The organism is Leucobacter aridicollis (genome assembly GCF_024399335.1).
Classification (GTDB): Bacteria; Actinomycetota; Actinomycetes; order Actinomycetales; family Microbacteriaceae; genus Leucobacter; species Leucobacter aridicollis_A.
Map to the genome: position 1 here is coordinate 3,385,309 of NZ_CP075339.1, position 22,740 is coordinate 3,408,048.

Consider the following 22,740-nt stretch of genomic DNA (forward strand, 5'->3'; position numbering starts at 1 on the left):
CCTCGAGTATGGCGCACACCCGACCTGCTGCGAAATTTTTTTCCACACTTTCATCAAATTGTGTAGTACATTTTCAGGCACCGCCGGCCACAGGGGTCCGGCCCCAGCCGGAGGAAATGCGTGACCACCCAGCCCAGCCAGACAAGCGTGCTGTGCCTCGACCTCGGCAAGACGCGAGCCCGTGCCGAGCTCCACGCAGCCGACGGCACGCTGCTCACCGGCCCAGACGGCGCACCCCTCAGCGCGGAGAGTGTCGGAGTTGCAGCGGGGTCGCGCGTCGGGACGGACTCGGCCGCAGCGCTCGCTGAGCTTGCCAGCGAGCTGCTCACCCGCGCCACGGCTGGGGCGCCGCTCACCCCCGGGCAGATCCGCATCGGGGCCGGAGTCGCTGGCGCACTCACGAACACAGCCGTCGGAGCGCATGTCGCGACAACTCTCGCCGCAGGCTGCAGCGCACACGCCGCAGCGACCTCAGACGTCGTCACCGCCCACGTCGGAGCTCTTGGCGGCGAACCGGGCACCGTACTGGTCGTCGGCACCGGCGCTGTTGCCCTCGGGCTTGACACCGCCGGCGCACTCCGTCGCGTCGACGGTTGGGGGCCAGAGCTCGGTGACCTCGGGAGCGGCAGTTGGCTCGGGCGCCGCGCGCTGCGCAGAGCCCTCGCCGAGCGCGACGGTACGGCCACCGCCTCGGGCATCCGCGCAGCCATCGATGATCTCACCGGCGGCGCAGACCCAGTCGCCTGGCTCGCTGCCGCCCCGAACACGGCACGCAGGCTCGCATCTGCGGCCCCGCCACTGCTCGATCTCGCCGCGGCTGGCGACCACACGGCCACGCAAATTGCCGACGAGGCGATTGGGCTTCTCGTCTCGAGCGCCCTGGCGGCGAGCTCCCCCGGCGACCCGGTTGCGCTCCTCGGCGGCATCACGTCACACGCCTGGTTCGGGCAGGCGCTTCGCGAGGCGCTCGCTGCCGGCGGACTCACGCCGACAATGCCACTGGGCAGCGCCATCGACGGCGCCCGACTCGTCGCGCTCCACACCGATCTTCCCCACGAAAGGCACATTCACCGTGCAGACCCCAGCAGCTGACCCCAAAGTGCGCGCGGAGCTGCGCGCAGAGCTCCTTAGCCTCACCACGGAGGCGGCCCGCTCTGACGCGGCAGACCTCGACGAGCTCGACACGCTCGAACTCGTGCTCGCGATGAACCGTGAGGACGCGATCGTACCCGGCATCGTCGCCAGTCAGGCCGATGACATCGCCCGAGCAGTCGACGGCATCGCCAATCGCCTTGCCCGCGGTGGGAGGCTCTTCTACCTCGGCGCCGGCACACCCGGTCGAATTGGCGTGCTCGACGCGAGCGAATGCCCACCAACCTTCGGCACTGATCCCAGTCTCGTCGTCGGGCTCATCGCAGGCGGGCATGACGCGATCCTCACGGCAATCGAGCACGCAGAGGACGACGATACGGCAGCACGGGCCGAGCTTGCTGCGCTCGACCTCAGCGAGCTCGACACCGTCGTCGGGCTGTCCGCTTCCGGGCGCACCCCGTACGTAGTTGGCGGGCTACTCGCGGCTCGAGAGGTCGGCGCATTGACAGTTTCTGTTGCCTCAAATGCAGGTTCACCGATCGCGGCGATCGCTGACGTCGCAATCGACGTCGTTGTCGGCCCCGAATTTGTCGCGGGCTCAACGCGCCTGAAGTCGGGCACTGCGCAAAAGCTTGTGCTCAACATGCTGAGCACGCTGAGCATGATACGCCTTGGCAAGACGTACCAGGGCGTCATGGTCGACCTGCGGGCAACCAATGAAAAGCTTGTCGCGAGGTCGGAACTTACAGTCATGCGCGCTACCGGCGCCGACGCTTCAAGCGCGAGTGTGGCGCTCGCCGCTGCAGACGGCGGGGTGAAAGAAGCGATACTGATGCTGAAGACTGGCGCAGGTCGCCCAGAGACCACGCGGGCGCTTCAGGAGGCCCGCGGGATTCTCCGCCTCGCGATCGAGGCGCTCACCCCACCGGTTGCCTAGATAACGCAGCGAGGACACACGGTCCCAGAGAAACAGCGGCTGGGCATGGCGAGACGCCAGGCCCAGCCGCATTGCTACGCTCCGAGGTACGCCTCGATCACGCGCGGATCCTCAGCAAGCTCCGCAGCCGGCCCCTGCAGCGTGACCCGCCCAGACTCGAGCACATACGCCCTGTCGGCGATCTTCAGTGCAGCCTTCGCGTTCTGCTCCACGAGTAGCACCGTAGTCCCCTGCTTATTCACCTCGCGGATGATTTCCATCACTTGCTTCACGATGAGCGGCGCGAGCCCCATCGAGGGCTCGTCGAGCAGAAGCAGCTTCGGCCCGCCGACGAGCGCCCGCCCGAGCGCGAGCATCTGCTGCTCGCCTCCCGAGAGCGTACCGCCCTGTTGATCGCGGCGCTCGGCGAGGCGCGGCATCAGCTCGTATGCGTGGGCCGCGCGTTCCGCGATGATCTTCTGATCCTTCACGAGATAGCCGCCGATGAGAAGGTTCTCGTGCACAGTCATCGTCGAGAAGACGCGGCGCCCCTCGGGGATGTGCAGCAGACCTGCCTCGACCATGTCCCACGGTTGGAGCTTGGTGAGATCCTTGTCGCCCCAGGTCACGCGGCCGTTGCGCGGCCGCTCGAGGCCCGAGAGCATCGAGAGCGTCGAGGTCTTTCCGGCGCCGTTGTTGCCAAGCAGCGAAACGATTTCTCCCTCGTTCACCTCGAGGCTCAGCCCGCGCAGGGCGTGCACTCGGTTGTAGTAGAGGTCTACGTCTTCGAGTACGAGGTTACTCATCCTCTTCCTCCCCTAGGTATGCAGCGATGACGACCGGGTCGGTCTTCACCTCGGCTGGCGTGCCATCGGCGATCTCCTTGCCGTAGTTGAGCACGACCACGCGCTCGGAGATCTCCATGACGAGGCCCATGTCGTGCTCAATGAGCACAATCGAGACGCCGAGGTCACGGATCTTGCGAATGAGCTCCATAAGCTCGTTCTTCTCGTTGTGATTGAGGCCGGCTCCGGGCTCGTCGAGCAGGAGCAACTTCGGCTGCGTAGCGAGCGCCCGCGCGATCTCCACGCGGCGCTGCTCGCCGTAGGGCAGCTGGGTGACGAGCAACTCGTCGTCGGCACGGAAGCCGACAAAGTCGAGCCAGCCGCGCGCATCCTCAGTGCACTGCGCCTCACTGCGCTTGTAGCGCGGCGTGTGCAGCATCGCATCGAAGACGTTTTGCCCGAGGTGCGAGTGCATCCCGGTCTTCACGTTCTCGAGCACACTCATATCGCGGAACAGGCGCACGTTCTGGAACGTGCGGGCCATACCGCGCTTCGTGATGTGCGACGGCTTCTTTCGCGTGACTGATTCGCCGTCGAAGACAACGGAGCCCGCGTTCGGGCGGTAGAAGCCCGAAATGCAGTTAAATGCGCTCGTCTTGCCCGCACCGTTCGGCCCGATCACCGAGACGATTTCGCCCTCGTGCACCGAGAAGGAAAGGCCCGCGACGGCTTTGATTCCGCCGAACGAGACCGCGAGGCCCTGCACGTCGAGGAGCACTCGGCGGGAGTCGCTCGCCGGCGCGCCGCCGTCTGCGTTACGTACCGACGCAATGGTTGCGTGAGTGTCGCTCATCGCCCACTCTCCTCTTCGTTCGAGTTGCCAGCGATTTCAGGGGCAGCTTGACCATCTGTCTCACCGTCATAGTCGGCTCCGACGCCAACTACGGATACTGCGGCCGTAGGCGGGATCTCGGGGATCTCACGTTTCTTCAGGAACGGCAGAACCGCGTTCGCTGGCCAGATTCCCTTTGGCCTGAAGATCATCGCGACGACGAGCAGCACGCCAAAGAGCAGGAAGCGCCATTCTGAAAACTCGCGGAGGAACTCGGGCGCGAGCGACACGAAGAGCGCTCCGATGATCACGCCGGGGGTGGATCCCATGCCGCCGAGTACGACTGCCATGAGTACGAGCGCCGAGTAAAGAAATTCGAAGCTGTTCGGTGAGATTGCAGACAGGTGACTTGCCATGAGCGTGCCCGCGAACCCGCCCCAGACTGCGCCGATGATGTACGCTGCGAGCTTTGTCGTGTAGCCGTTGATACCCATCGCCTCGCTCACGTCCTCATCGTCGCGCACCGACTTCCAGGCACGACCAAGCTTGCCCTTGCCGAGGCGCGAGACGGCGACGACCGCGAGGCCAATGCCGACGAACAGCACGAAGTAGTAGAGCAGGATCTTTGAGCTGAAGTGCACGCCACCGATATCGAGACCGTCAGCGAACGACCACCCAAAGAACCGCCAGGTTGGGATCCCGTGGATGCCAGAGGGGCCACCAGTGATTTTCAGGTTGTTGGCTGTGATGCGAATGATTTCGCCGAAGCCGAGCGTGACGATTGCGAGATAGTCCGAACGCAGGCGAAGCGTTGGCCCGCCGATGACGACACCGGCGATAATGCAGGCGAGCACGACGAACGGGATCGTCTCGAGCATCGACAGCCCGAACTGCGTCGTCAAGACTCCGCTCGTGTATGCGCCAACGGCCATGAACGCGATGTAGCCGAGGTCGAGCAGGCCTGCATAGCCGACAACAACGTTCAGACCCATCGCGAGCACGATGTAGATCATCGCCGAGGTCAGGATCGAGATGATGTAGGGCGTCGCCGTGATGAACGGGAGCACCGCAGCGGCGACGAAGAGCACAAGCCCGACGAGCTTCATGAAGCGGTCGGGGGCGAGGAGACCCGAGACCGGGGCGGGCCGCTCTAGGTAGGGCTTTGGCGCCTGCAGGCGCGGAACTGTGACACGTGCCATTGTCGATCACACCCTCTCTACGACGCGCTCGCCGAGCAGGCCGGTGGGTCGGAACACAAGGAAAAGGATGAGGAACCCGAAGGCGAAGACGTCGCGCCACTGGCCCCCGAACCACGAGGTGCCAAAGGATTCGAGGAGGCCGAGCACGATGCCGCCGAGCATCGCTCCGTAGAGGTTGCCGATGCCCCCGATCACCGCCGCGGTGAAGGCTTTCAGCCCGATGACGAAGCCCATCAGGAAGTCGATGGTGCCGTAGTAGGCGGCTGCCATGACGCCTGCGGCTCCGGCGAGCGCCGATCCGATGAAGAATGTGCGCGAAATGACGCGGTTCACATTCACACCCATGAGCAGCGATGCCTTCTGGTCGAGGGCGATTGCGCGCATGGCGCGCCCTTCGCGGGAGTGCATGACGTAGCGCTGCAACCCGAACATGAGGAGTGCGGCGACGACCATCAGCACGATCTGCGGCATCGTGATGCGCGCGCCGAGAATCATCACGGGTTCGCCCTGCAGGCGGATGGGGAAGACGAGCGGGCTCGCGCCGAAGATCTGGCGGACCGCGTACTCGAGGGTGAAGGAGACACCGACAGCAGTGATGAGCGCCGCGAGCCGCGGGCTCGTGCGGAGCGGCCGGTATGCGATGCGCTCGATGGCGACACCAATGCCGCCGGTGAGCAGCATCGTGATGAGCAGCACGAGCAGCAGGATCGGGATCGAGCCAAGCCCGAAGAGTCCGGTGAATCCGCCGAGCACGACGAAGGCCAGGAAGGATCCGAGCATGTAGAGGTCACCGTGGGCAAAGTTGAGCAGCTTGATGATGCCGTACACCATGCTGTAGCCGAGGGCGACGAGGGCATAGAACGAGCCTACGAACAGGCCGTTCCAAATGAGTTGGAACACAGGAGAACCTCTCTGCGACGTTGAGGAGGGGTTGAGGTGGAACCGCGACCGGCCGCCGCGTCTGGCGGCCGGTCGCACGGTCCCTTAGGACAGGTCGTCGGAAAGGACGAACGCGCCGTTCTCGCCTGTCGGGGATACGATCACGAAGCCGCCGCCCTCGCGTGAGCCGTCCTTCGCGAACGTGAGGTCGCCCGACAGCAGCGGGAATGCCTTCAGCCCGAGCAGCGCCTTGTCGACTGCTTCAGCGTCGGTGCTGCCAGCATCTGTCATCGCCTGCGCGATCGCCTTCACTGCCTCGTAGGTCTGCATCGAGTAGGGGCCGGGATCTGCCTTCGCGAGTTCGGTGTAGGCCTTCACCCATGCGTCGCCGCCCTCAAGCATGTCGGGGGTGCGGGTAAACGTGCCGAACACGTTCTCGATAGCGGGGCCCGCGATCGCTGCGAGCTGCGCGTCGACAGAACCGTCACCGACGAGGATCGTGCCGTCGTAGCCGGCGGCACGCAGCTGATCGATGAGCAGCCCGCCCGCCTGGTAGTACCCGGTCCAGTAGATGAAGTCGGGGTTCGCAGCAATGATGCTGTTGATGTTCGCGCCGAAGTCCTTCTCGTCGGGATTCACCGACTCGCGCTTCGCGATGTTCAGGCTGCCTGCCTGTTCTTCGAACGCATTCGCGAGGTCGACCGAGTAGTCGGTGTTGTCGTCGATGAGCACGACCGATTTCGCGCCGAGTTTCTCGGCGTAGGCGACCGCAGCTTTGCCTTGCTGGGTGCCAGTGCCGTTGATGAGGAAGGCGCCCTGGCCGACGAGCTTGGTGGAGTTCGCTGCCGGGATCACCATCGAGATACCGGCCTCCTTGAACACAGGGAGCGTGGGGAGCGTGGCGCCGGAGCAGTAGCCGCCTACCGAGCCTTCGACTCCCGCGCTGACGAGCTTGTTCGCAGCAGCGACGGCCGCGGTCGCGTCGCACCCGTCGTCTTCTGTCACGAGCTCGAGCTCGCGACCGTCGACGCCGCCGTCTTCGTTGATCTCGTCGATTGCGAGTTGCGCGCCGAACTTCATGTAGTCGCCGAATGCAGCTTCCGAACCTGAGAACGGCGCGAGCATGCCGAGCTTGATCGGGCCATCACTCGACCCACCGCTATCGCCGCCAGCAAGACCGCCCGAGCAGCCCGAGAGTACGAGTGCTGCTGAAGCAGCGATCGCGCCGAAGGCCGCAAGGCGCCGCACGCGGGAGTGTGAACGTGAAATCATTGACGATTCCTTCCAATCATTCATCATTGAATATTGAGCGGGAGTGCGGTTGGCGAAGCGCAGACCGTCGTTGGCCGTGAGCGCGACACCCGCAGGTACCCGTCAGTGCAATGTTACTGATTTAGAAGAAGAGCGCAAATGATTGAGGTCACGATTACGACACGGTCGCAATCGTGACCTCGGCGTTACTCGGCGATCACTACCCGCGCTTCAAGCGTGCCGATCAGCACATCGCCGGTAACCGGCGCGGGGGCACCCGGCTCGAGCTCGACCTGGTTCCCTGCCGAATCAGTGACGAACACGCCGTTCGTGGAGTTCAGGTCCTCGATCGTCCACGAATCACCAGACCGACGGAGACGCGCGTGCGACTTTGAGAGCGTCCGGGTGGGGTCGTTCACGACGAGCACCTCGGAGCCATCGAGCGCGACGGGCTTGCGACCCAACACGATGTCATCACCGAGGAGGTCAAGTTGCTGACCATCCGGAAGTTCAAGCACCCAACGATCCCGTTTTGCCACGACGACAGTGCTATCGAGGTCGTCATCAAGACCAAGAATCGACTGCGCGCTGAGATGCGAGGGGGCAACTCGCGGGGCCGCGACCGGCGGCGTCGGGGCCGGCGCAGTGGGAGCCGCAGGCGTGGCGGGAGCTGCAGGCGTGGCGGGAGCTGCAGGCGTGGCGGGGGCCACGGGCGCAGCAGGGGCGGCGACTGGCTCGGGCGCTGATGCGGGTGCGGGTGCTACCTGGGGCGCAGGAGGCTCTGCTTGCACAGGTGCTGGCGGCGCTGCCTGGACCGGATGCGCCGACCGCTGTGGCGGTGAGAACGGCAGCCCCGCCGGGTCCAGTTCAAGGCTTGCAGCGTCCATTGATGTTGCTTTGGGCTTGGGCCAGTCGGCCCCAGAAGCGACTGTCGTCGCCGGCCGAGGATCTTCAGCAGACGCGCCCTCGGCGGCCGGCTTGTGCGCCGGGGCGTCTGACTCAGCCCAAAAGTCTGGAAGCGGGACTCTGGCGGCAACCGGGGTGGACACGACCTGCGGCACTGTCCTCGGCGCAACTGCGTCAGGCTTCTGTGGCGCGTCCTGGCCCCCGGCGGGCGCAATCGGATCAGCCGAGGACGCCACGGGCGGGGCGGTAGGCTGCGCCACGGGCGGGGCGGAAGGCTGCGCCACGGGCGGGGCGGAAGGCACAGAGGGTTCCGCTGTCGCACGCCGAGGCGGTGCCGCCTCGGGCCACGAGAACGGCCGCAAGTTCTGCCCAGCGCCGAGCCCGGTCTCACGGGCGGGAACCTCTTCGCCAGCAAGGCGCAGGAAGTTGCCCTCGGTTGTCTTGCCGAAACCCCAAGGGTTGAGCTCCTCGGCGTTCGCCTCAGGAGCCGCAGTTTCCGCTCGATTCGCGGCAGGGAGCGGCGTTCCCCCCGGGGCGACGGGCACGACAGGTGAAACAGGAACGGCGGGCCGCTGGACGGGCGGCACGACGGGGGCGGCTGCCCGGTCGCTCGTCGGCGTGGGCTGCTGAGGGGAGAAGTTCTGGGGCACGGGCGGCATCGTGAACTGGCCCTGGGTTGCGGTGGGTTGTGGACTACCCTCCGGTCGCAGCAGCGGGTAAACCTGACCATCCGCGCCGTACTCGACGAGCCCGGCACCTGCCGCGTACCGTCCGCCAGTGCTTCCGGTGGCGTAGCCGCGATCCTGAATCTTGCTGCCAAGCAAGGTCGCCCACAATGGGGCAACGAGTGCACCAAGCACAGTCATTCCTGCGCCCTCGCCGTGCTCACGGTTCAACCTGTGCATCGCGATCACGGACATGACGTACGCGACAGCTCCAACCCCTGGAACAAGCGTGAGCACCGCCGTCCATCCGGGCAGACCACCGCGTTCGATCAGCCGCCATTGGTTCCAAATGGGAATCCAACCGTGAGCTGCGGGGAGCCCAATCATGGGGAAGAGCCGTGCGAGTGACCAGAGGTACCAAACGTAGATCCCGATCCCGACAAGCGACCAGACACCGAAGATCGCGATGACGGCCCCGCCGAAACCCGGGAATCCCATATCGTTGGACATATTTTCCTCACCTCACGCAGCAAACTTTGCTGTAACAACGGTACATCGGTCCGCAACGGTTGATGTGCACGCGCGGCAATCCTAATGAGTGAGCTAGAGCAGCATGGTGACGATCCACCACACGCCGGACACTGCGAGCGCAGCTACCGCAGCGCCCCCAACGAACGCGAAAATCGCGAAGCGACGATTCATCGCGGTGAGCGACGGCAGGTCAGCGCGGGCGGCAACCGGGAGGACGTAGCCCGCCGGAGGATCGCCGAGCCCAGTACTCAGCTCGCTCTCCGGGGCGGCGACGCCCTGCTTCTCGGACCGCCGGCCGTACATTACCGGCAGGCTCGAACGCACTCCCTCCCGGGGGCGATCATCATCAACTATCGGAAACGGCGACGCGGGCGCGCGGCGACGAGCATCGATAGGTGGCTTGAACATCTGGGCAAGAAGCTCGGGGGAAGGCTGCTCGACAGGTTCGGGGACTGGCGCACCGGGCTGCGCCCGCGCCGCCCGCGAGCGGCCTGCATCGTCACGCCCGTGCGACGCCGTGACAGGCTCGGTCCGTTCGACGTCGCCGTTGATGCCGTCGGGGTCGCCGCTCACGAGGCCTGCTCACTGTCGTGCGCCGCACTCGTCGAGGCTGCGTCCGCAGACATCAAAGCGCCCTCAGATGCGCTCGGCGCCTCGCTCCGTTGTCGGGGCACTGGCCGCGTTGCGGTCACCGTCTTTCCGTCATCAGTCTCTTCGTCTGTACCGTCGTCAACGTGCCAACTGCGGCCGCCGACAACAGTGTCAAGCACGATAACTGAGATGTTGTCGCGGCCCCCGGCATCGTTCGCGCGGTGCACAAGTTCGGCGGCGACTGCGTCGGCACGGCCTCCCATGGTCAGCACCGCTCGAATCTCTTCGTCAGCAAGTTCCGAAGTCAGCCCATCTGAGCAGATGAGCAGACGCGACCCAGTCTCCACGGGAAGCAGCCAGGAATCAGCTGTCGAATCACTCGATCCAAGCGCTCGAGTGATGATGTTCCGCGGCGGCAGCTCTGCCCCTGCGTCACCGCGCCGCACCTCCTCAACGAGCGAGTGGTCGACGGTGATCTGCCGTAGCTCTGAGCCGCGGTGCATGTAGACGCGCGAGTCACCAATGTTCAACACAAGCCAGTGCAGTTCGCCGTCATGGGTGACAAGGATGGCTCCGGTCAGCGTGCAGCCAGCCCCACGTTCCCGCCCGGCCGCGACCTCGGCGACAGCGAGACGAGCTGCGTTCAGCACCTCACCGGCAAGCGCGACAGATGACGGTTGACCGCGCTGAACCTGTTCAGCAAACACCGCAATCGCGGCCTGGCTCGCAAGGTCTCCCGCTTCGTGACCACCCATGCCATCGGCGACAAGGAAGCACGGTGTCTCGGCGAGCACCGAATCCTCGTTCACCTGGCGTAAGCGCCCGACGTCAGTCAGCGTCGCGTAGTCGAGCTCGACGCTGTTCATGAGCTGGCTCCTTCGTTTCGGGGAGTGGGGCGGGGGCGGCTACGAGCCGATGCGGAAGCGATGAATGACCCGAGCCAGTACTGGGAGCGTAGTCTGCCCCAGAACCCGAGCCGTGCATCACGTTCGCGGATGTGCTCGCGCACTACCGCCCACAGGTGATCGGCGGCCTCATCCGACACCCCCTCGCGAGCGTACACTGCCTGGTCTACGGTCGCAGCGATCCACGCCCCGTGCTGCGACATCACGCCGGCCTCAGAGAGCTCGGCGACGATGTCGGATCGGCTGCCGCCAAAGCGAGGGCGGTTGCCTGTGTCGGTGCAGTGGTCGACGAGCTCATTCCACGCCCCGAGCGCACGCAGCTCTGGCAGCGGCTGCCGGGCGCGCGCCCGTCGGCGCACTCGTTTGACGAGCGGAATGAAGAGCAACGCGAGAGCCAAGAGCGCTGCAGCTGCGGCGAGCAGCAGCCCAGTTCGAACCAGCGGCCAGACACCACGGTCGGCCTGCCGCTCAGGCTCGTCCTCAGCAGTGCCGTCGTCGTTGGACGAGCCGACGGGCGGGTCACTTTCGCTCGCATCGCGCTCCTCAGGAGTTGTCGGGAACTCGGGGAGCTGCTCACCCTTCTGCACGAGTAGCGGCGGCACCTCGGTCTGCGGCGAAACGTCGAGCGGCGCCCAGACCCCGTCGGCGCCCTTCGCCTCAATCCACGCTGCAACATGTCTGCCCTCGCACACATCTGCACACGCGGGCACTCCCGGCACTCCGGCAGACTCGGCTCCCACCCGAACGCCCACGACAACTCGAGAGTCGTACCCGAGCGCACGTGCGAGCAATGCGGCTGCCGTCGCAAATTGCTCGTCGTCGCCTATCGCTGCGACGAGCTCCTCGTCGGGAGCCCGATCCCCTGCAGCTTCCTGTTGCTCGATGAGCTGCGAGAACAGCTGCTCGACGCGCGCGGTCGAGTGGCCCCCTGGGCTTGATACGAACGAGGTCGGTGCGTCTGCACCAGACTCAGTCAACCACGCGTTCTCGCCGTCGCCGTCGGTGAGTGAATGACTGAGGTAGCCGCGCGCCCGCAGGCTGTTGATTGCAGACTCAAGCCCGCTCGCGGTGGGCGAGACACCCTGCATCTCAAGCCACCGCGTCAGTTGCGGGAATTCCTCGCTGTCAATGAGTGGCTGCGTGTGCGCTGGCGCCGCGCCAAGCACTGGGTCGGGCGCTGCCGACACCGTCGCGGTGAACGCATCACCAGCCTTCAGCCCCGCTGCGGTTGGTACCGCAACCGCAGCGCCCGTATCGCGATTGACGTAAAAACTGTCGGCGAGTTCAGCCGCGCGTGGTCCGCGGAACTGCGGCGGTGCCGCAAGCGGCGTCGCGAGCGGCACCCAGACGCCCGTGTATCCCTGCCCGATTCGCACTGTCATCTTCGCGGGGTCGGTCACGCTCGATCCGCTCGGGAACCGGGTGAACCTGCCGGTGCCGCCGGGGTCGCCGACGAAGAAATCGACGCCGTCGTAGCCGTCGAGCACGGCGATGCGGAGTCGACTCGGAAGGGCCCCGGCACCCTCCACGCTGAAGAGCTCGTCTCTGAGCGAGTCATCGCGCTTAAACGACCGGTACTCCGCAAGCGGACTCACATGCTCACGCACGACGACTTCAGGATCAACACTGTCGCGAGGCACCGCCCGGGTGCTCCCTGACAGCGCTGGGGCGGCAACCGCCCCGACCGTTACAGCCAGGGCAGCGACGAGCAGCGCGGATCCGCCACGTGCGAGCGTATTCCGGCGCGCAGCACCGACCCCAGCACCGCCGCCCGGTGCTGCCGCCCGCGCGATCCTGCCTCGCTTGAGCGCATCCCTCCGGTCGCGGCCGGCGGCCCACACCATCCAAGCCGCCGCAGCGGCTACCGCTCCAATCCACAGTCCGGTCTCGCGAGGCGCCACCACTGTGAGCGGGCCGATGCCGAGCGGCGAGCTCACCGCGGACGAGCCAAATACAGTTCCGAACACCGAGAGTGCGAGCATCGGAAGGGCAGCGAACACCGCAGCGCGGCGGCCGCCTCGGGCGAGCGCCGTTGACGCGGCCACGACAACGAACACAAGGGTGAAGAGGGGCACAAGCACGGTCTGATAGCTTCCGACAGGAAGCGTCAGCGTGAGGAGCTGTTTCCAACCAAGCGCGACGGCTGCGAGCGCGTCACCGAGTCCGCGAAGGATCCCCCAGACATCAGGCCCCGACGCCAATACCTGTGGAGTCGCCACAGGCAGCACGAGCGCAACGAACGCGAGCACGAGGGCGACGAGCGTGAAGCCGCCCCAGCGCAGAGCTGTCCCGAGCCACACGATAGCGAAGGCGGCCATTGCGGCAACGCCAACCGTGATCCAGAGCTGTGCCGTCTCGTAGATTGGCCACGCAGCAGCCACGGCGAGAACGACTGCAGTGGCCGCGAGAGCGGCGGCCCCAAACGTGCCGCCCGCGCCCTGACTGGCCCCGGTCTTACGCCGCTCGACGCGATTCACAGCAGCCCTCCCCGCGCCTGAAGTTGCGGGAGATCGGTGAGGGCACCGACGGTGAAGAACACGCTGCCGTCCGTGAGTCGCGCTGCAGGCTCGGCGAGAGTCTCGCACCTGACAACTGCAACTGCGATGCCCTGCGGCAGGGCGACGACCGCCCTGCGCAGCCGCGTGAGGTCGGGCGCCGACCCCGTGACAATCGTGACAATCGAGAGCTGGCGCCGCGACTCAGCGAGGCTCCGCGCAAGCCACTCGATTGGCGGCGGCTCCTCTGGAGCGACAAGTTCTGCCCAGGCGTCGAGCAGTTGCTCTGGAGTGTGAGAGGGGAGTTCGACGAGACCGCCAAGACGCGGAGCCTTCGCCCTCGCTTGCCAGCCCGCACCCCGAGCGATGAACCGCTCTCGCCCCTCGCGCACTGCTTGCACTGAGATCGACGCCGCGACGCTGACGCCGAGCTCGAACTCATCTGCTGTTTCGTACGAGTCGAGGTCGGCGTCGAAGAGCACGGCAGCTCTTGCCGTCTGAGATTCCTCGTACTGGCGCACCATCAGCGTGCCGCTTTTCGCCGTCGATTTCCAGTGCACGTGGCGCAGTGGGTCGCCAGGAAGGTAGTCGCGCACCGCATGGAATGAGAGGTCGGCGTCGGTGAGGCGCGAGCTCGCGGCGCCCTCGAGGTCGCGGACCATGCCCGCTGAGCCTGGCGGGAGCGTGGCAGTCTGCGGGTGAACACGCACCAGGTGGGTGTCCCGCCACGTGACTTCTCTGCGGAGCAGCCCGAGTGGGTCGCGTCTGGCGAGGGTCAGCGGCCCCACGGCGATGACCCCGCGCTTCGCCGCTTCAACAGCGACGGGCAGCTCGACGCTCGCGAGACCGGCAATGAACGGAACGGCCACCTCCCTGAGAGCATCGCCTACTGGCAGCTCAGCGGTCGCGGGCAAGGCAGGCCGCCGGCTCGCATTTTCGACGGCTACACGCACTTCAACTGCCGAACCCGCGACGACGCGCAGTCGGTCGACGCTAATGCGAACGAGGTAGGCGCGGTTGCCGAGCAGGAACGGCAGCGCGACTGCCAGCAGCACGCCGAACACGATGCCAACGAACCACGCCTCGACCCAGCCAAACAGCGCCCCAAGGGCACAGCCAATGAGTAGCGCGGCGATCGCCAGCCAGCCAGCAGGCGTGACCGCGCTCGTCGCCCGTCGCGTCACCCTGCGCAGCCGGCTGCGCGTCACCCGCCACGCACGGCGCACACGCGTGCCCCGAATGCCACGGCGCACCGACGCTTCAGCTAGCGGCCGCGTGGAGGTGTCCCCGGCGCGGGTGGTTCCGTGCGTCTGCGTGCGGCTCCACCCGCCCCGGTCGGGGGCGCGGGAGGTGTCCTGCTTCACGTCGCGCCGTTCTCCTGCGGAAGCGGGATGTCGAGCAGGATCCGGCCGACGACGTCGGCAGCGCTCACACCGTCGAACTCTGCTTCGGGTTCGAGTACGAGCCTGTGCGCGAGCGTCACAAGCGCGAGGTCGCGCACGTCGTCTGGGGTAACAAAGTGCCTGCCGTGCGCCGCCGCCCATGCCGAGGCGAGGCGCACAAGCGCGACAGTTCCACGAACGCTCGCCCCGAGCCTCACCTCGCGGGCGCGCCGTGTGGCTTCGACGATCCGCACCGCGTAGTCCGCAACAACCGGGCCAACGTGCACGCGGCGGGTGAACTGCTGCGCCTGGGTCACCATCGCCGTTGTCACGGCGGGGCGGATCTCCTCCTGATCCGTTCGGGTTCCCTGCAGGATCCGCATCATTGCCGCATCATCGGGATAGCCGATGGAGCTCTTGATCATGAAGCGGTCAAGCTGCGCCTCAGGCAGCCGGTAGGTGCCTGCCTGTTCAATGGGGTTCTGGGTGGCGATCACCGTGAACGGGGTGCCCACTTCGTGAGTCTTACCGTCGACAGTGACGTGGCCTTCCTCCATTACTTCGAGCAGCGCCGACTGTGTCTTTGGGCTTGCCCGGTTGATCTCGTCGGCGAGAACGACGTTCGCGAAGATCGGGCCGGCATGGAACTCGAACGCACCGTTTCGCTGGTCGAAGACAGAGACGCCCGTCACGTCTCCTGGCAGCAGGTCTGGGGTGAACTGGATGCGCGATGATGTTCCCTGGATCACCTGGCCGAGGGCGCGCGACAGGGCGGTCTTGCCCGTACCAGGCACGTCCTCCAGGAGCACGTGGCCGCCCGCAAGCACCGTCGAGAGCACGAGTTCCACAACCCTCCGCTTGCCGTGGATCACCTGCTCGATCGAGTCAGCGCACGCTTCAAATACCTGCGCCACCCACTGGGCTTGTTCCGGTGTCAATGTCGCCGAGTCGGCCTGGCGTTGCGATGCGGTGTCAGTGCTCATGGGTTCCTTTGGGTTGAGCTGGCTGGGAGAGTCGGAGGTGTGGCGCCTGCACGCGCCTGCTATTGAGTTGCACAAGCCGCTCCCTGGAACGTTACCGGGTTCCACTGCCCAGCAGGCCATGCGATCTCGACATCGGCTCCCGTCACAGTGACGGTCGGAGTACCCGGAGCGTCTCCCTCGACACGGAAGCTCGCAGCCGGGTCGCCGGCAGCTGGCACGCACTCGACGATCTGGGTGACGCGCACACCGCCAGGCCCGCCGTCGCGAGGCGCGACCTGCACCTCCGGCGAGCAGCGGCCGGCCGCCGGTGCACCGACGCACTGCTTCACGGAGAGGGAGCCAGATATCGGTGCCCGCGTCAGCGTGTCAACATCGCCGTTGCTGAAGTAGAGGCGGGCCGCGCTGTGAGTTCCCGAGAACACGGGCTGAGCAGCGATGCCGCTGTACTCCCGCACGCTTCCAGTTCCTGTCGCGTCGGGGGCGACGACGTAGCCCTGCGAGACGACAGGCGCCTCGGGCGTCCCGCCAACCCACACTGAAGTCAGCTGCGCAGTTGTCGTACCGAACTCAGTTGTCGCGCACATGACTCCGGAGTACTGCGAGAACTTTGTGAGGCCGGTGAACTTCGGGGACGACTGTGTGCACCTCGGCTGCCCGGCGCCCTCGCGGGAGAGCCCGAAGGTGTACTCAATCTTGGGCCCGTGATTTTGGCCCCACTCTTCATACTCGATGGTGGCAGCCCCGGCTCCCGCGGCGTCTGGCACGATCCTGCTCGCGGCGGCGATCGGGGCGCCGGCGACTGTCACAACCGCCGTCCCTGCGCTTCCCTGCCCTGACCCGGAGTACCCGGGTGGGATCTCGCCGTCCTCAGGGATGACGCTCAGCGTCTGTTGGCCGACGGGAAGCTGTTGCACGCTGCGGCGGCCAACCTCAATTGCCTGATTGTCGCCGACACTCAGCCTGAACGTCCTGGCCGTGTCCGAGCCGCTGATGCGGACATCCACTTTGCCCTGCGTCGTGGAAGTATTCGCCTTATCGGAGACCTGGGTGGCCTCGACCTTCGGCGCTGAAGGCGGGGCGTACGCCCAGGTCGTTGCACCGTTCGCAGTGCGATCGGAAGCTCCAACGCTGTTCACTGCCCGCGCATAATATGTGCGCTGGTTCGCCTTGCCAGGCTGCAGCCCGGTCACTGTGCATGTCGCGGAGCTACCTGCCAGCGAACAACTGCCCGCGGCAGCTCCGCTGCTCGTCACGAGTTCAACCCCCGTGACGGCGGGGTGCGCGGACTGCGGGTTGAGCGCGACGCTCAAGGTCACGCCGTCGGCGCTCGCCCCCGTCGGAAGAACGCTCACCGGCGCGCGAGGCACGCCCTGAGCATCGAGTTCAATGCTTCCCTCGCCAAGCCTGCCCTGCGCGTCTCGCACCGTGTAACCAACGGTGCACCGACCACCCGGCCCACGGTCGTCTGCCCAGGCCACTGAAATCCCGGTGTCGCTCGCCCGCCGCACCGTCGCAACTGCGCACCCGGAGGAAGAAACACTCTCGACCTTCAAGCCGCCGCCCTGCTTGCCTGCGAACGGATCGTACTCCCCGGCAGCACCGATCACGTTCGTGGCGCAGTTCGACCCGACCGTGCACCGCAGCTCCACGGTCGCGCCGCGCGGGGTGTCGCGCGGGAGCTGTCCGACCCGAAGCACGAGCTGCGCGCGGGATTCTCCTGCGCCCGCTACCGCGACCGTCAAGCTCTCTTGGCTTCCAGGGGTCGCATCTGCCCGCGCCTCGACTGTGACCGACGTGCCCGAGGCTCGCACGTCAAACTTCGAGCTCGATCCCGAAACCGAGAACTTGAGCCTCGACGCGTCGCCCGCGCGGTTGCCCTCCCACCTCACCATGTCGGCGAGGTCGATTTGCTCTGTAGCTCCAGGCGACACGGTCCGCGTGAGCGGATCGAGCTTCACGACTGGCTCGCGTGGCACGATCGTCACTGGGACGGGGAGCGATGTCCATGCTGTCTGACCGGCGAGCCGCACGTCGATCACGCAGACATCTGACCACGGCGCTTCTGACCCGGCCGAGTACTGCAGGGTGTCTGGTGACGTAGCCGCGCAGCTCGCCCCTGTGCGCCCGACAGGGAAGGTCGTCTGCTTCAGCTCTACGGTGTCGCCCGCCCCGACATCAACGAGGGTTGGCACAGTCGCCTGCACAGTCTTGTTTTCGTCGACTGACAGCGGCGCGAGCCCCTGTCGAAGCGTCAGACGAAGGTCATCGAGTGGGGGCACAATCAGAAACCCGTAGCTCGCGACCTTGGCACCCGCGGCGTCGGTGCCGCTCAGCTTGAACGCAACGAGGTCGCCCTCAGGCTTGTAGGCACCTAGAATCCGGTTTCCCTTCACCGTGTAGCCGGGTGTCGTCTCTTCCCAGAGCGAGAGCTTGAGACCCGCGACATCGCCTGCCGCCCATCGCACCTTGTCGGTCACAACGTCGACGCCGCCTCTGGCAAGGTCGTGCCTGTCGCGCACGCTCATCACTGTGTCTGTCACTGACGGCGCCTGCGACCCGACTCGGTCGGATGTCTGCACGAGGATAAGTCCGTCTGCGGTGCTCGACGAGGCGCTCGACTGCACTGTGTACCGGTACGAGATCGTCCCGGGTTCATCGCCCGAAACGACCGCGACGCGGCCCCGCTTCATTTCCGATAGGTCGATCCTGGCAGCGGCACGCGCGTAGTCAGGGTGCTTTGAGCCCCCTGGAAGATTCGGCTCGACAGTGAGGATGGACAGGTTGCCGCCAGCCGGGTCAATGTCGTTATCGAGCGGCGAGATCGTCACCGGAGCTTCTGAACCGAGCGCTACCCGCACGTAGTCACTTGAGACGATCGGCGCGCCGGTCTCCTGCTGAGCAGCGACGATGACTCGGATCAGAGCCTCCCCAGTCCCTCCCCTGCCGTCCTGCACGGTGTACGTCACGGTATGCAGGCCGGCCTCCGCATCGCCCGTTACTGACACCGAGATTGAGTTTCCTGCAGGTGTGATCGCTGCAGCGACGTGCGAGTCCTCGCCCTGGGAGACGCCGGTCAGGCGCACACGATCGCCATCGGGGTCAACGCCCGACAGCGGTACGCGAACCTCGGCAACGCCGCCTGGCGACACGCGCGTGGTGAGCTCGCGCGGGTGCGGGTTCGAATTCGCACCCTTCGGAATCACGCGCACAGTCACAGTTCCTGTGTCACTCGCTTCGGGCGACGAGGCGCCGTAGGTCGTGTAGGGGAGCTCGTACGTTCCAGCCTTCTCGGGGGCGAGGTAGCGAAGAACGCTGCCTGAGGCGAACGCGAGCTCCCCCCGAGTGCCAGATCCAGTGATCTCGGGGTGCAACACGAGCCGCTCGCCAGGCGCCGACACGTCATTATCGAGCACCCGGATGTCGACGACGTCGCCTGCTCGAACGGTAGCGGTATCGGCGACCGCGATGGCGCCACCGAGACTCGCCTCTGGCACCTGGAACACCGTGAGCCGACCCGTCGTCTGCGCATCCCCCTCAGTGACGACAACGTCGGCGGCACCGATGCGTCCAGCCGACCCATCCTCCGTACTGCCAGCGACCCGAACCTTCGAGTGGTCAATCACCTCTGCCCTGAGTTGACCGTCGACGACGTTTGCCGACGCGACAGTCAGAGCGCGGGAGCCAGCGCCGGCGATCGCCTCAAGCACCTCAATTGTCGAGTCGGCGAATGGCCGCACGAATGCTCGAAGTGGCGGGAGCGTGAGCGGGGCACCATCGTCTGTCGCCGTCACCCTGACAATGCCCGTGAGTTCTGCGCCAGTCCCGACGTCCGTGAGGCTGGCCGAGAGCAACGCCTGACCTGCGCTTGCTGCTGCAATCTCGACTGTCCCGTCTGCTGGCTTCGCTGTCGCCCGTACGCGGTCACTGCCGCTCAACACGTTGACGTCTCGCACCACGAATGAGCCTGAGCCGCCAGACACGCGTGCGAGCAGGTTCAACGTCGTGACAGACCCGACCTCGGTACTCACCGCGGTGCCGACGAACTTCGCCACAGCGTTTGGCTGCACTGCGACCTGAAGATCGCGGCGCGCTTCAGAGCCGTGCGCGTCCTTCACGATGATCCGCAGCATGATCTCAGACGCCCCGGCGTTCGGGTCGAGGTGTTTCACCGCGAGTCTGCCGTCGGCGGTAACCATCGCGCGAGCCGGATCCTCTGGGCGGAGCATCTCAACACCGGCGAGCTGCATCGGGTCGCCCTCGGGGTCAACCCAGCCCTCCAGGATCGGGTGCACAAGCGTCCCGCCGGGGGCGATCTCTGGCACACCCCACTCAAGCTGGCACCCAATGACCGGGCACCACTCAGGGGCTGTGTTCACGCTGTCGTCGACGACAGTAAGCTTCACCGTCGCGGCCTTCGAGCTCAGGGCGCCATCGGTGACTCGGTAGCTAAAGCTCGCTGAGCCAGAAGCGCCAGCCGCCTGCCGAAACATCAGCGACTGGGAGTCGGGCAGCAGCTCGACACTCCCAAACGCTTCAGGCAGCGGCGACTCGCTGAGCGACTCGGGAACGATCGTGAGCACGTCGCGCTTGTTCGCGTCGTAGTCGTTGAGCAGCACCTGCAGCTGCGCAGGCTCGCTCGCACGGACGCCAAAGGCGTCGTCCTGCGCGACAGGCGCGACCTGTTCCGTAACCTCGTCGACGACGACGGTACCGCGATCCTCTTTCGGCGGATCCGAAATCGTCCACTGGGAGAGCGGAATCAGCCTCCCCTCGGGCAGGGTCCAGAGCATGCCACTGCGAGTCTCACCGAGCACCGCCCGCTCCCCGTTCGAGAAGAACGTCGGCTCCGGGTCTCCGATCGTGCCCGCGGCTTCGTCGAAGCCCAGCGGTTCGAGCCCAGCCTGCGCCGTCGCGTCGCTCCGCCACAGCGTTCCGCCGGCCTGGTCAATCCATGCGGCGACCCGCGAATTTCCCGCGGCACTCGGCCGCGCGGGGACTCCCGAGGTCTCGGCGATCCGCTCGGGCTCGCCAGTGGCTGGCACACGCCAGAGTCCCGCCGTGTCGGCGATGAGCGCCGCAGTGCCGCCCCCGGCGCCTGGCCCGTCGCCTTCGCCGCTCCACTGCAGTCTCGCCGCGCCCGCAATCTCGATTTTCTGAGGCTCGCTGCCTGCACGAAACACGCTGCCGCTCGCAGCATCAAACACGACCCAGTCGCCGGAAACGATGGCGAGTTCGGGATCGGTAAGTCCAGTCGCGGCAGCCGGCAGCGTCACCCCGCTGCGGAACCGTTCTGATCCAATGTCGTACTGCAGCAACGTGTCACTGCTCGACGAGTAGAGGGCAACCGTACCCGAAGCGTCGAGCGCCGCAGCGTCAGCGAGGAACTCGAGCGCGGGATCCTGATCGTTGGACTCGCCCGCAGACTTCAGGTCGAGCTGCGTGAGTGAACCAGCATCCGGGCCGATGAACACTTTGCCAGTATCCGTTCGCACGAGAAGGTGCTCGCCCGCGCCGATGACCTCCTCGGCGCCTTCGGGGAGCGGAGTTGCCGCGGAACCAAGTGTGGGCTGCTTGCCGACCCCTGCACCCTCGGCCGCCTCACTGTCGACCCCGGCTGCAGGCTCCGTAGCGTCACCAGCTCCTGGTTGATCCTCTCCGCCGCGTGCCCGGTCGTCTGACAGGTCTTCAGGGCTGGCCGCATCGATGTGCCAGGCCTGTCCGTTTCCGTGGCTCAGCACCACACCGTCAGCCCCTCGCTGCACCACGCCGGAGGGCTCGCTCACCTTTCGAACGGTATCAATCTCGCCGGTTTCGGTGTTCACCCGCGCGTACTGGCCTGCGTCGCGCATCACCCAGACGCTCGGTTCGGCGCGTGGCGTCTCGCGAGAGTCAAACCCGCTCGAGATCACGCCGACCGTTGCGACCACGGCCACGGCTGCGACACCAGCGATCCAGCCGCGGGCGCGAGCCGAACCTGGCCGACGCGCTCGCTCGCGTTGCGACTGCTGGCTCATAGCCCGCCGCCAAGCGTCGCCCACAGCACTGCGCCAACCGCTATGACGACGCCGACGCCAATGCTGGCGCCGAGCAGTCCTGCCTTCACAGGCGAGAGCGGAGCCCGGTCGTGAACCACGCCGTCACGATCCGCGCCCCTGCGCTCCTCAAGTAGCCGCGCGCGTTCCTCCGCGCGTGAGGTCGCGCCGACTGTGCTCACCACTGGCCCACGAGTTCCAGCCGGGATACTCTCGACGCGCGGCAGCCATGCCTCGGCGACAACTTCAAGGGGCGTTACCTCAAACGCGTAGTGGCGTTGCAGCTCCTGCAACGCCTCGCCGAACTCGCGCATCGACCCAAATCTCTCGGCCGGCGTGCGACCAAGCGCGCGCGCCATGACCCTGTCGAACAGTTCATAGCCCTGTGCTCCTGGCACTGGGACGTACTTGGCCTTCGAAATCCGATCGGCAAGCTTCGACCTTGTGTTCTGCGCGCGGTCAGGCAGTTCGAATGGAGACCTGCCAGCTGCAAACGTATACAGTGTCGCACCGAGCGCCCACACCTCAGTCGCAACCGAACCACTCACCTTGAGGCTCAGCACCTCCGGGGCAGACCAGGGGATCGACATCGCGACCTCGGCCTCCTCAGGCTGACCGCGCTTCGTCACGTACGCGATGCCGAAGTCGGCGAGCACAGGCTTGCCGAGCGTTGTGAGTAGCACGTTCGAGGGCTTGATGTCTCGATGCAGCACTCCAGCGCGGTGCGCCGTCTCAAGCGCACCAGCGATACGTACGCCCGCATCGAGCACATCCGACAGCTGAGCCGGCTGGCCCTTCGTGAGCGCCCCCATCGACGCAGGGCAGTACTCCATCGCGATGTACGGCGAACCGTCGAGCGAAATGCTCGCCTGGTAGATCGTGACGACTGAGGGATGGCTCGAGAGACGCGCCATCACGTCTGCCTCGCCCTCGAACACCTCGCGCAACCTGGCAGCGTTCGGGGCCCCCTGCCCCGCGTCGAGTACCTTTACCGCGACGACGCGCCGAGGCATGTCCTGCTCGTAGAGGTGCACCTGGGCGAAACCGCCTGACCCGAGGGGTCGCACGTAAGAGAACCCCGGGATACCGGGTGGGCGGAGCTGCTGCTCAGCCATCTCACTGCTCCACCGAACGTGCCTGCGCACGGACGGTGAATTCGGCGACAAACATACAGCTATCTTACGCAGTGAGTGACGGCGGCGCGCCCGGGCCGCACCGGGTTGTGGACAAGTTAAGCGGGCCTCACCTGAGCCCACGCCAGGCGGCACGCCGTCACGGGCCCCGCATACGCGAAAA

15 protein-coding genes are annotated in these 22,740 nt (G+C 66.2%); 2 read left to right on the forward strand and 13 right to left on the reverse strand.

Going from position 1 to position 22,740, the window contains the following annotated elements; translation table 11 throughout:
• The first annotated feature begins 120 nt into the window (after positions 1–120).
• Both KI794_RS15240 and murQ read left to right on the forward strand, forming a co-directional pair.
• On the forward strand, positions 121–1,092 hold the full coding sequence (locus KI794_RS15240; protein ID WP_162921123.1) for an N-acetylglucosamine kinase: 972 nt from the start codon (positions 121–123) through the stop codon (positions 1,090–1,092).
• Positions 1,073–2,029 carry an N-acetylmuramic acid 6-phosphate etherase gene (murQ, locus tag KI794_RS15245; protein ID WP_119282607.1) on the forward strand — a complete coding sequence of 319 codons (957 nt, stop codon included), beginning with the start codon at positions 1,073–1,075 and terminating at the stop codon, positions 2,027–2,029. Before KI794_RS15240 ends, murQ begins: the two co-directional genes overlap by 20 nt.
• Before the next feature lie 74 nt (positions 2,030–2,103).
• On the opposite strand, the gene KI794_RS15250 is transcribed toward murQ, so the two are convergent.
• From KI794_RS15250 to KI794_RS15310, 13 genes are all read right to left on the reverse strand, one after another.
• Entirely contained in the window at positions 2,104–2,814 is a 711-nt protein-coding gene (locus KI794_RS15250; RefSeq protein ID WP_255808546.1) for an ABC transporter ATP-binding protein, read from the reverse strand.
• Positions 2,807–3,646, reverse strand: coding sequence for an ABC transporter ATP-binding protein (locus KI794_RS15255; protein ID WP_255808547.1), 840 nt, complete (start codon positions 3,644–3,646; stop codon positions 2,807–2,809). Before KI794_RS15255 ends, KI794_RS15250 begins: the two co-directional genes overlap by 8 nt.
• Positions 3,643–4,824 (reverse strand): branched-chain amino acid ABC transporter permease, encoded by a 1,182-nt coding sequence (locus tag KI794_RS15260; RefSeq protein WP_255808548.1) that lies wholly within the window; start codon positions 4,822–4,824, stop codon positions 3,643–3,645. Before KI794_RS15260 ends, KI794_RS15255 begins: the two co-directional genes overlap by 4 nt.
• A 6-nt stretch (positions 4,825–4,830) precedes the next feature.
• On the reverse strand, positions 4,831–5,724 hold the full coding sequence (locus KI794_RS15265) for a branched-chain amino acid ABC transporter permease (RefSeq protein WP_119282604.1): 894 nt from the start codon (positions 5,722–5,724) through the stop codon (positions 4,831–4,833).
• A gap of 84 nt (positions 5,725–5,808) precedes the next feature.
• The gene (locus KI794_RS15270; RefSeq protein ID WP_119282603.1) at positions 5,809–6,975 is read right to left on the reverse strand and encodes a branched-chain amino acid ABC transporter substrate-binding protein; all 1,167 of its coding nucleotides are present in this window, start codon (positions 6,973–6,975) and stop codon (positions 5,809–5,811) included.
• A 185-nt stretch (positions 6,976–7,160) separates the two neighbouring features.
• Positions 7,161–9,035: a DUF5684 domain-containing protein gene (locus KI794_RS15275; RefSeq protein WP_255808549.1), complete on the reverse strand. Its 1,875-nt coding sequence runs from the start codon at positions 9,033–9,035 to the stop codon at positions 7,161–7,163.
• A 93-nt stretch (positions 9,036–9,128) separates the two neighbouring features.
• The gene (locus KI794_RS15280; RefSeq protein WP_119282601.1) at positions 9,129–9,629 is read right to left on the reverse strand and encodes a hypothetical protein; all 501 of its coding nucleotides are present in this window, start codon (positions 9,627–9,629) and stop codon (positions 9,129–9,131) included.
• A complete protein-coding gene (locus KI794_RS15285; RefSeq protein ID WP_255808550.1) occupies positions 9,626–10,513 on the reverse strand; it encodes a PP2C family protein-serine/threonine phosphatase in 888 nt (295 codons plus the stop codon). Before KI794_RS15285 ends, KI794_RS15280 begins: the two co-directional genes overlap by 4 nt.
• Positions 10,510–13,029: a DUF3488 domain-containing protein gene (locus tag KI794_RS15290; protein ID WP_255808551.1), complete on the reverse strand. Its 2,520-nt coding sequence runs from the start codon at positions 13,027–13,029 to the stop codon at positions 10,510–10,512. The genes KI794_RS15285 and KI794_RS15290 overlap by 4 nt, the downstream gene beginning before the upstream one ends.
• Positions 13,026–14,411, reverse strand: a complete 1,386-nt coding sequence (locus tag KI794_RS15295; protein ID WP_255808552.1) for a DUF58 domain-containing protein — start codon at positions 14,409–14,411, stop codon at positions 13,026–13,028. Before KI794_RS15295 ends, KI794_RS15290 begins: the two co-directional genes overlap by 4 nt.
• On the reverse strand, positions 14,408–15,412 hold the full coding sequence (locus KI794_RS15300; protein ID WP_255808553.1) for an AAA family ATPase: 1,005 nt from the start codon (positions 15,410–15,412) through the stop codon (positions 14,408–14,410). Before KI794_RS15300 ends, KI794_RS15295 begins: the two co-directional genes overlap by 4 nt.
• A gap of 59 nt (positions 15,413–15,471) precedes the next feature.
• On the reverse strand, positions 15,472–21,426 hold the full coding sequence (locus tag KI794_RS15305; protein ID WP_255808554.1) for an Ig-like domain-containing protein: 5,955 nt from the start codon (positions 21,424–21,426) through the stop codon (positions 15,472–15,474).
• Positions 21,423–22,559: a serine/threonine-protein kinase gene (locus KI794_RS15310; RefSeq protein ID WP_119282596.1), complete on the reverse strand. Its 1,137-nt coding sequence runs from the start codon at positions 22,557–22,559 to the stop codon at positions 21,423–21,425. Before KI794_RS15310 ends, KI794_RS15305 begins: the two co-directional genes overlap by 4 nt.
• Positions 22,560–22,740 lie beyond the last annotated feature (181 nt).

What these genes read in the sequence shown, in the direction of transcription:
- KI794_RS15285 (WP_255808550.1), bottom strand. Translation starts at nt 10,513, where the DNA reads ATGAACAGCGTCGAGCTCGACTACGCGACGCTGACTGACGTCGGGCGC.
- KI794_RS15300 (WP_255808553.1), bottom strand. Translation starts at nt 15,412, where the DNA reads ATGAGCACTGACACCGCATCGCAACGCCAGGCCGACTCGGCGACATTG.
- KI794_RS15255 (WP_255808547.1), bottom strand. Translation starts at nt 3,646, where the DNA reads ATGAGCGACACTCACGCAACCATTGCGTCGGTACGTAACGCAGACGGC.
- KI794_RS15250 (WP_255808546.1), bottom strand. Translation starts at nt 2,814, where the DNA reads ATGAGTAACCTCGTACTCGAAGACGTAGACCTCTACTACAACCGAGTG.
- KI794_RS15260 (WP_255808548.1), bottom strand. Translation starts at nt 4,824, where the DNA reads ATGGCACGTGTCACAGTTCCGCGCCTGCAGGCGCCAAAGCCCTACCTA.
- KI794_RS15275 (WP_255808549.1), bottom strand. Translation starts at nt 9,035, where the DNA reads ATGTCCAACGATATGGGATTCCCGGGTTTCGGCGGGGCCGTCATCGCG.
- KI794_RS15270 (WP_119282603.1), bottom strand. Translation starts at nt 6,975, where the DNA reads ATGATTTCACGTTCACACTCCCGCGTGCGGCGCCTTGCGGCCTTCGGC.
- KI794_RS15310 (WP_119282596.1), bottom strand. Translation starts at nt 22,559, where the DNA reads ATGGCTGAGCAGCAGCTCCGCCCACCCGGTATCCCGGGGTTCTCTTAC.
- KI794_RS15305 (WP_255808554.1), bottom strand. Translation starts at nt 21,426, where the DNA reads ATGAGCCAGCAGTCGCAACGCGAGCGAGCGCGTCGGCCAGGTTCGGCT.